Here is a 7,885-nt window from a genome sequence, read left to right on the forward strand (position 1 = left end):
GAGTATATAGTAAAAACCATGTACATTCGCGTGTGAGTGAGTGGCAGGTCTTTATTTATATGACTTGAGGCTTTTACCTTAAACGTACACACTATGTATAATGGTGTGTACGTTTTTTATATCATAGATGTTATTTCTTAAAAGCGTTTAGCAGGGAGGGCTGTTGCTTCTGTGGAAGTTTCAATAATTTCTGATGCCGCATTGGCAGTATTAGTTGTCTGAGCATCGAGGCAGGGTTACCGCTGCGGAGACTCCTTCCAGTCGTTCCTCGCTCCATGAAAGCGCCAGGGGCGCATTCATATGTAGTCTCATATGCTTCAAGCATAATAAACTCACTTCAATAGTTCAGCGAGATAGCTATTCCGGCGATGAGAGTTACTTGGCGCATGTGTGATGGTTCTAAAATTCTCAATACTCCCGACAATATGAATTTCTGCTTCGGCTCTGGTGATCGCGGTATATAACCAAGCCCTGTCTACGATCTTGCCATTTTGCAGAGCAATGATAATCCTCGGAAATTGAGACCCTTGAGCTTTGTGAAGAGTGATTGCATAGCCTAACTCCATGCAATCAAGAATTGACTGTGTGACCTCAACCTTATCACCCGTATCTAACGTTACTTCACCATAGCTTGCACCTGATGATTCAACGCTGGTTAGTGCGCCGAGAGAACCGTTTTGAATGCCTTTATCGTAGTGGTTCTGTGTAAATAGAATTGCATCGTTCAATCTGAGGTTTTGAAAGAATCTCTCACCATGCATTTCGAACTCAAGCCTGTCTCCATTAGGGTTGACTGCTTCTTGAGTTAGCTTATTAATGTCTGCAACGAGCGCTTTGGTCGGTGCCATAACACGGCTGTTTTCGGGGGATTTCTGATACAGGTCACAACAGACTTGGGCAATATCGCCTTTTGCCGCTTCGTGGAAGTAAATAGCGCCCGTACTTAGTTGATCAGGAACGATACCTTGATTAATGAGTTTGGAGTATTCAGGAATACCTGTTGAGCCTTCCTGACGCTTCACGATATCCAGCATGGTGTTAGCAATGGCTTTAGATGTAACGATGTCAGCAAGCACCTTACCGCAGCCAATTGGTGGAAGTTGATCAGGATCGCCAGTTAATATGATCCGCACTGACGGATGAATGTGGTTGACCAGGCGATACATGGTTGGCAAGTCGATCATACTGGCTTCATCTATTACCAGAAGATGCTTTTGTTGCCCTGAGGTTGGTTCGATAGGATCTTCACGCAACAACTTAGCAATAGTTGAGGTGAATAAACCGATAGACTCGTGCAAGCGCATAGCGGCTCTACCACTCAACGCTACTGCACGTATTTCAAATCCCATTTGTTGATAAGCACGAAGAGCTGTTCTAAGTACCGTTGTTTTGCCTGTACCAGCCCCGCCAGTGATGCAACTCACTGCATTATCTAAACATGTTGTTACTGCTTCAATCTGTTTCTTGGTTAGCTTGTATGGCAATTCATCAACCGCAAAGCAATATGCAGAATTTGCATATTCGTCAAAAAGATTGTTTTGATTGGCTAATGCTTTAAGTCGTTTTGCAACGACATTCTCCATCAGCAACTGTGCCGTTGGATGGTAGGTGCCAGTGACAGGGTTAAGGATGTATTGCGCTCTATCGTGACCCGCTTTGAACGCTTGGATCACAAGCTCCTTATCACTTAACAGTTTAGTTAAATAGGGTCGCAAACTTACCTGTGTTGTATAGGTGTGGCCTTTTTCGATTTCTTTTCGAATAGAAGTTTCAAGAGCCGCGCTTAATCTGCGATGATCACTTTTTGCGATCTTAAACTGGTCGAATTCGACCAGTTTATCGACATCCTTAAATGACATACCAAAGCCAATTAGGACATAGGGGTTTTGTTTTATGGCCTCAATGGATTCTTCTCCATGATGCTTTAATAAACGCTGCTGAACACTTGCTGGTATCTTGTGCTCGGTCATCCAGTTACAGTAGGCCAGATTTTTATATTTGGCGTAACCTTCAAATAGCGCGTTTATAGAATCTTTACTCAGGACGCTTCTAAGCCGCTCTCTTGATTCAGGAGTATCTTTTCTAACTATCGAGTGAAAATCCTTACCAAGTAGCTGCCAAAGCGCCCTGGCTTTACTTTCGCCGATACCTTTGAAGTCAGCCTCTCTGGCGATAAAGCGAATCAATTGCTCGCCCGTCTCTGGAAGGCTGCATTCGATATGCTCAGGAGATTCGTAGGTATGTTGTTGCATCACGAAATCACCCGTTTCCATTTCCTCTACTAAACGAGTGCCTTTAACTGACCAATGCTGCCCCAGTGCTGGTTGTGCAGGGATGGTATCGGGGTCAGCTTTAATGGTGACGTAATACTTACCGCTGTTGGTTTTGTATGAGTTTTTTGCCAGTGGCACACCACTGAATATCACCATACTGGTTGAGGTATAAGGGATGCTGGTGACGCGCATTTGGTCTTCGTGCAATTGGTCAGGAGCCTGTTGACCAATTGGAGCTTGGGTATTCATCGTGGCATGAACCCCATTTCTGATAGGGTTTCAGACAATTCCCCAAATCGCTCTAGCTTACTCTCCAACTCCTTAACTTTGGCTTTTAGCTCAATATTTTCAGCTTCTAAGGTAGATACTCGTTTAGAGTCGAGCAGCTTGCGATTTGCTGTGTTGTCGTATTGTTTTGGCTTGTCAGCATTGTTCTGCGCTGATTCACTTAGTGGCGGCAACACCCCTTTTTCACGCAAGCTATCTTCTAGCGCCTTGAGGGCATTTCTAAGTGCAGGATTCTGGTTAAGGGCAGACTTTCCGCAACCCACGCCTTTTGCTACTTCGATGCGATTAAGCTTGCCTTTAAAGGCTATTTGCTTAAAGTCATCATCAGTTTGAGTGGCTTGCCATACCTCAAATGCTTCAAGGTTTTGTTGTGCTTTTTGCTGCCCATTTGCCATTATTCATCTACCTCGCCTAACAACTTACGTAGACCTGTCGCAAAGCCTCTAGGGAAGATTTCTGTGTTGTACTCCATGTCTTTCACTTGGCCTGCTTGCGTAGTTTGCCAGTCATGTTTTTCCATGCACTCGTCAGAGATGGCGTAGGCTAAGGCTTTCTTCTCAGATTCGGTCAAGATGCCAGATAGTGAAGGTAACACTTCAACACTCGGCTCTGCACTTGTATCAAACTGACGAACAGGACGTTTATCAATGGTGATATTCGCGTGCTGTTTAAGCAGGTTGACCTCTTTGCGGTAACGGTTACGCTCAGCAATAATTTGACCAAACAAAGCTCGCACCGCAGGATCTGGAATACGTTCTAAAAGCTTATTGTCTTGTGGAATAGACTTAGATCGCGATGTTGCAGATAACGGCTTTTTGGTGGTTGTTTTACTCTTCGCTGCCCACGCCTCAATGAGTTTGCGGTAGTGTTCATTTTTCGTTGCGCGTAATGCCTCGTAGCCAGGGCCACCTTCGGCTGCTGATACTCGCCCCATTTGTGTAATGGAGAAATCACGCTGACCCGATTCTGCGTAGGATTTCAGAATATCGTTGAGCTTGTCTAAATTTTTTTGGGTTCTCGGTACTTTTCCGTCTTTCAAGTCAGCCAAGATCACATCAATATTAATGTCCATTAACCCTCCAATAGCGCAGTTTGGGTAAGATTTTCAAGGCGCAGCGCTTTATCGGTTAGCGCTTTCATGCCAGCATTGAACAGTTTGTTTTCTTCAAGGTATTCACCTGCTTCAATGTAATTGGCGACCTTACGGAAGCCCTCTAATCTGTCATGAGGATCAGCGATTTTTGCCATTTGTCGTAACATGGCATTAGCCGCAATGAGTTGCTGTTTTTCGTCCATTTCCAGGAAGATTGGTTCAAAGCCTTTTTTCATAAGCACTCGGCTCAATTGCATGGAGCGCTTTTGAATGGCAGGGGTTTTACGAAGCTCGTCCTGCAAGTCAGGGTAGAATTCAGCATCGTCACACAATAACGACAGGTGCAGTAATTCAGAGTCGGTTTCAACGAATTTTAAGGCGTAGCTGACATCTTGCTCCGCACCCACGGCAATTAGCTTATCCTTGGTATCATCATCAGCTCGCGACTCTTCGATACGAATGATTTTATTAATCAATTCAAAACAAGCTATCCAGTCTTTCGCGTACTCATCGGCCTCGACTTGTTGCTTCTCATAACGGCGTTGTAAGGCTTGTAGCTCACCGTGCTTGGTAAAGGGGTTACCTTGCTCTTCACAAAAGAATTGCTCGTCTTTAAGTGCTTCTAGCTCACCTTCAATTTCAACGGATAGGTTAGCGGCTTGATGCGCCTTGTAGCTCAATTGATTGAAGTGCGCATTAAGTGCAGGCAGGTATCTGGCCTCTGTAATAAACCAGCGACAGCGAATACAGTTTTCAGGGCCATGTGGCACGCTGCTATAGGTTCGGCTAGCAGCGCTTTTTGCATCTTTAACTAACTCACCACCGTTCCAGCAACCGCCCAAGGTGCTGATTTCATCGGATTTGACCGTGTTGCCACCGACCAGGCATAAGCCGCACGCACGTTCTTCCCAGCCAATTGGGTTGCGGTTAACCAGTGCGGCCTGAATGCTATCTTCCTTGTGATAAACCATTTTGCATTGGATTTGTTCCATCGAAGCATCTTTGAGGAAGTTGCGAACCGATTGCTTGGATTTATCTTCCAATTGAGCCTCGGCTTCATCCATTTTTTCAGCCATCACCGAAGGGGTAATCTTGTTGTAGTAGATGGTCATCAATAGGCGAGTATGGCCTGCCAACAGCTTAGAAATGACAGGCAGTGGCAATTGCGTGTCCATCGTATACGCCGTAATAAGAGAGACACGTAAGCTGTGTAGGGGAAAGAGTGTGGCAACTTTAGAACCTTCTTGAGTACCTTCAGGGTAATCCACAACCAGTTTTAGCCGTTCGCCGTTATCTAGGGTATTACCACGTTCTGCGAGTTGGTTTTCTAGTGTCAGTAGTAGTTGATACCAGAGTTGATTGGTTCCACTATCTGCACGATATGGCTTGAACTTATCTTCTCCTTTAGCAGACGCTTCTCTGAACAGAAAAGCAACTTCCCCCATACTCTCTAGCGTTTTGTGCGATTTCATTTTACCAGTGTGCTTTGTCAACAACTTAGTGCAGTCGGTGGGGCTGTCAATTGGGTTGTACTTTTCCTGCCAATTACGCAGTTTTTCTAGCCAATACAACACCTCCTCGTTTTGCCAAGGAATGATGTAGCCCCGCTCAAGTTCGTCTTTGTTTTGGTCTGCGGTCTTGTTGGTGTTGATGTATAGACCTGTAGAATACAGCCCTGTCATGGTATCATGAATACGGCGGAAGATGCCTTTTCCAAACGGACGCTTTTCACTACCAAGTGCAAAATCATGCTGGGTGTTCACTACCCATTGACCTTGCACATAACGCCATGTGTCGGCCTCACCACTATCTAACATGCGCACCTGATAGGTTCGCAATGGTAAGTGAAGCTTCATAAATATCACCATTGCTTTGACGGGCGACCAGATTTGGTGAACGGTGATTTTTTTACCTTTTCGAGTCACTTCTTTGGTGCGCCACACGCAGTCAGGGTCAGTTTTGTCAATCAACTCAGACTCGACATCAAACCAGTCACCATCACCACCTCTTTCTGCTTGCCCAGACTGCTGCTGCGCCCATGTCCAGTGTTTGAAATGGCGGTAGTGATAAGCAGGCAACAAGGTTTCACCATCCTTAAGGTTTTTCTCAATAGCAGCGAATTCTGCTTTATCGGGAAGTGGGCAGATAATTTGACGCAAGCCCTTAATGTAGCGATAGGGCAAGGGATTACGGACGGTTTCTGTAGGAGTGTTATGCCGTGCTATTTTGCTGAGCGGGTTTTGAACAAGTATCACTAGATTACCTTTGTCATCTTCTTCCGAAAACACCCTTTCGATAACAAACTCGATGAAATCACAGGGGATGTTTACGCATCGTTGAACGTTTACCGCGTGATTAATACTTTTTCTTACTTGAGTTTCTAGTTCTTCTTTAGAGCATATATGCCCATGACTCCCCTTAAAAAACAAATGTATATTTCTAATTGCATAAGGCGCACATTCAGTGAGATAGGACTCGAAAAAATAACTCAGAGCTAGGAGTTTATAGTGAACTCCAGTAGTTTGCGTAGTTATCCACTCAGCAGCCAACTCCTGCCATTGTTGCCACTCAGGGCCAAGCGTGGTGAGCATCCATGAGAAGGTTAAGTCCGATGCACGTCCGTCCTGTTTTTTGCCTTTTTTAGCCATTATTTACCTCTCAATTTTGGATGTTTGCCTGTGAAGTAGCCCTGTGGGTCAATATCGTCAAAGCCATGCTCAGCCAGCTCTTTCCAGTCGAGTGCTTTGACTTTGGATTCTGGATTTGCCAGTTGTAGTGTGGCCTGAGTCAGTTCATCAGAGATTTCTTGTTGCCCTTTGCCAGTATAAGGAATCTGGGATTCCAGTGATTTATGGTGCATACAGCGGCGTATCACCAACGGATTCAGTCCTGCACGCTCTAATCGTCTGCCATAGCTATGTCTATGACCATGAGGGTCTAGCCCTTCAGCTTTGTTTGGCTCTAAGCCAATGCGCTTTAGTCCTGCCGCATAGCTTTGATGAAAAGCGTTGAGCGTGTATGGGTTCCCAAGGGCGCTGTGATGGAATGAAATGAACGCATACGGATGATAACAGTCTATGCTCGCTCGATATTTTTGGTAGTTCTTCCACAGTGACATAAAGACCTTGCCATAATCCGTTGGGAACCACTGAACTTGAATGTAGTTATCTCGATGGTCAACGACTCTTGTTTTCCAGCCAACGTATGCCGTGCCTTTCATTCGTTTTCTAGGTATACGAGCATATTCCTCTTTTAAATAGGCTTCTCTGGTTTTTGTGCCTGAGCGGCTACGCCAACCGTCAGGGGCTTTTCCATCAACTTCGTTGTAAATTCGAACCACCGCTTTGTCGGGTTCATACGGATCTTCAAACACGTCGGTCACCCAAAGCAATGCGGCTTCACTTTCACGCAAACCGCCACCGTGCATCAAAAGCAGCATAAGCTTATCTCTCAGCGCAACTCGTGGATCTTTTGCTCCACCAATACCATCTTTATAGAATGACTCCCAATGACTATCTGGGAATGCTATGGCATCGTCCTCGGTTTTCGTTAATGGGGTGCGTCCCTTCATTGTGCGAGCTTTTCGGATGGTTTTATTAACGGTTTTATCTTCAATATGACCAAGGAAGTCATTTTGGTTTTTGCGATACCAAGCAGCGTAATTAAGGCGTTGCTCATGAGGCGTAGCATCGCGTAACGGATTCATTGGCTCTGTGCCATGCTTGTTAGCCAGCCAATCAGTGAATGCAGTTAATCGATGAATGTGTTTATTGACGTTTTCGGTCGAACTTGGCACCCAATACAAGCCCGAAGGATCTAGGCCATCATCCCCGATGGTGCCTGTGTAAAGACGCTTTGCAAAGGTTTGGAACAGTATTTTTGGATCTTCAAACAATCCCTTGTTAGCTTCCATGTAATCTAAAAGCAACGAAGTGGCTTGTATAAAACCATTCATTAAAGCGTTACTCGCACCATCCGCCTCCATCTTTAGCAAGTAATCGGTAACTGAACCGACTTCACCTTGTTCGGTGAGCAAGATGGGGAGCTGACTTTTAATACCAGTATTATCTTCTACGATAGTTGCTTTGACTTTAACCGATGACAATCTGTATTCCTTTGTACATAATAAACATAGAATACACTATAATGCTTAAGGGTTTGTTGTCAAATAAAAAGGCAGATTCCTCTGCCTTAATACATATTATACATAGTTTTAGGTACTATATATAAC

At 44.9% G+C, this 7,885-nt stretch carries 5 protein-coding genes; all 5 read right to left on the reverse strand.

Annotation, left to right across the window (positions count from 1 at the left end; genetic code table 11):
• Positions 1-332: 332 nt before the first annotated feature.
• From FH976_RS15020 to gmtY, 5 genes are read right to left on the reverse strand one after another with little or no spacing between them, the layout of a single operon-like run.
• Complete coding sequence (locus FH976_RS15020; RefSeq protein ID WP_228767467.1) at positions 333-2,522, reverse strand: AAA family ATPase; 2,190 nt, start codon at positions 2,520-2,522, stop codon at positions 333-335.
• The gene (locus FH976_RS15025) at positions 2,519-2,956 is read right to left on the reverse strand and encodes a VPA1267 family protein (protein ID WP_194091602.1); all 438 of its coding nucleotides are present in this window, start codon (positions 2,954-2,956) and stop codon (positions 2,519-2,521) included. Before FH976_RS15025 ends, FH976_RS15020 begins: the two co-directional genes overlap by 4 nt.
• Entirely contained in the window at positions 2,956-3,633 is a 678-nt protein-coding gene (gene gmtX / locus FH976_RS15030; protein WP_194091603.1) for a gamma-mobile-trio protein GmtX, read from the reverse strand. The genes FH976_RS15025 and gmtX overlap by 1 nt, the downstream gene beginning before the upstream one ends.
• Positions 3,633-6,302 carry a gamma-mobile-trio integrase GmtZ gene (gene gmtZ / locus FH976_RS15035; RefSeq protein ID WP_194091604.1) on the reverse strand — a complete coding sequence of 890 codons (2,670 nt, stop codon included), beginning with the start codon at positions 6,300-6,302 and terminating at the stop codon, positions 3,633-3,635. Before gmtZ ends, gmtX begins: the two co-directional genes overlap by 1 nt.
• Positions 6,302-7,759: a gamma-mobile-trio recombinase GmtY gene (gmtY, locus tag FH976_RS15040; RefSeq protein ID WP_194091605.1), complete on the reverse strand. Its 1,458-nt coding sequence runs from the start codon at positions 7,757-7,759 to the stop codon at positions 6,302-6,304. The genes gmtZ and gmtY overlap by 1 nt, the downstream gene beginning before the upstream one ends.
• Positions 7,760-7,885: the final 126 nt, after the last annotated feature.

It is taken from the genome of Vibrio hibernica (assembly GCF_015223435.1).
Taxonomy (GTDB): domain Bacteria; phylum Pseudomonadota; class Gammaproteobacteria; order Enterobacterales; family Vibrionaceae; genus Vibrio; species Vibrio hibernica.

Coding starts and splice junctions, on each gene's coding strand:
- FH976_RS15020 (WP_228767467.1), bottom strand. CDS start 2,522: ATGAATACCCAAGCTCCAATTGGTCAACAGGCTCCTGACCAATTGCAC.
- FH976_RS15025 (WP_194091602.1), bottom strand. CDS start 2,956: ATGGCAAATGGGCAGCAAAAAGCACAACAAAACCTTGAAGCATTTGAG.
- gmtX (WP_194091603.1), bottom strand. CDS start 3,633: ATGGACATTAATATTGATGTGATCTTGGCTGACTTGAAAGACGGAAAA.
- gmtZ (WP_194091604.1), bottom strand. CDS start 6,302: ATGGCTAAAAAAGGCAAAAAACAGGACGGACGTGCATCGGACTTAACC.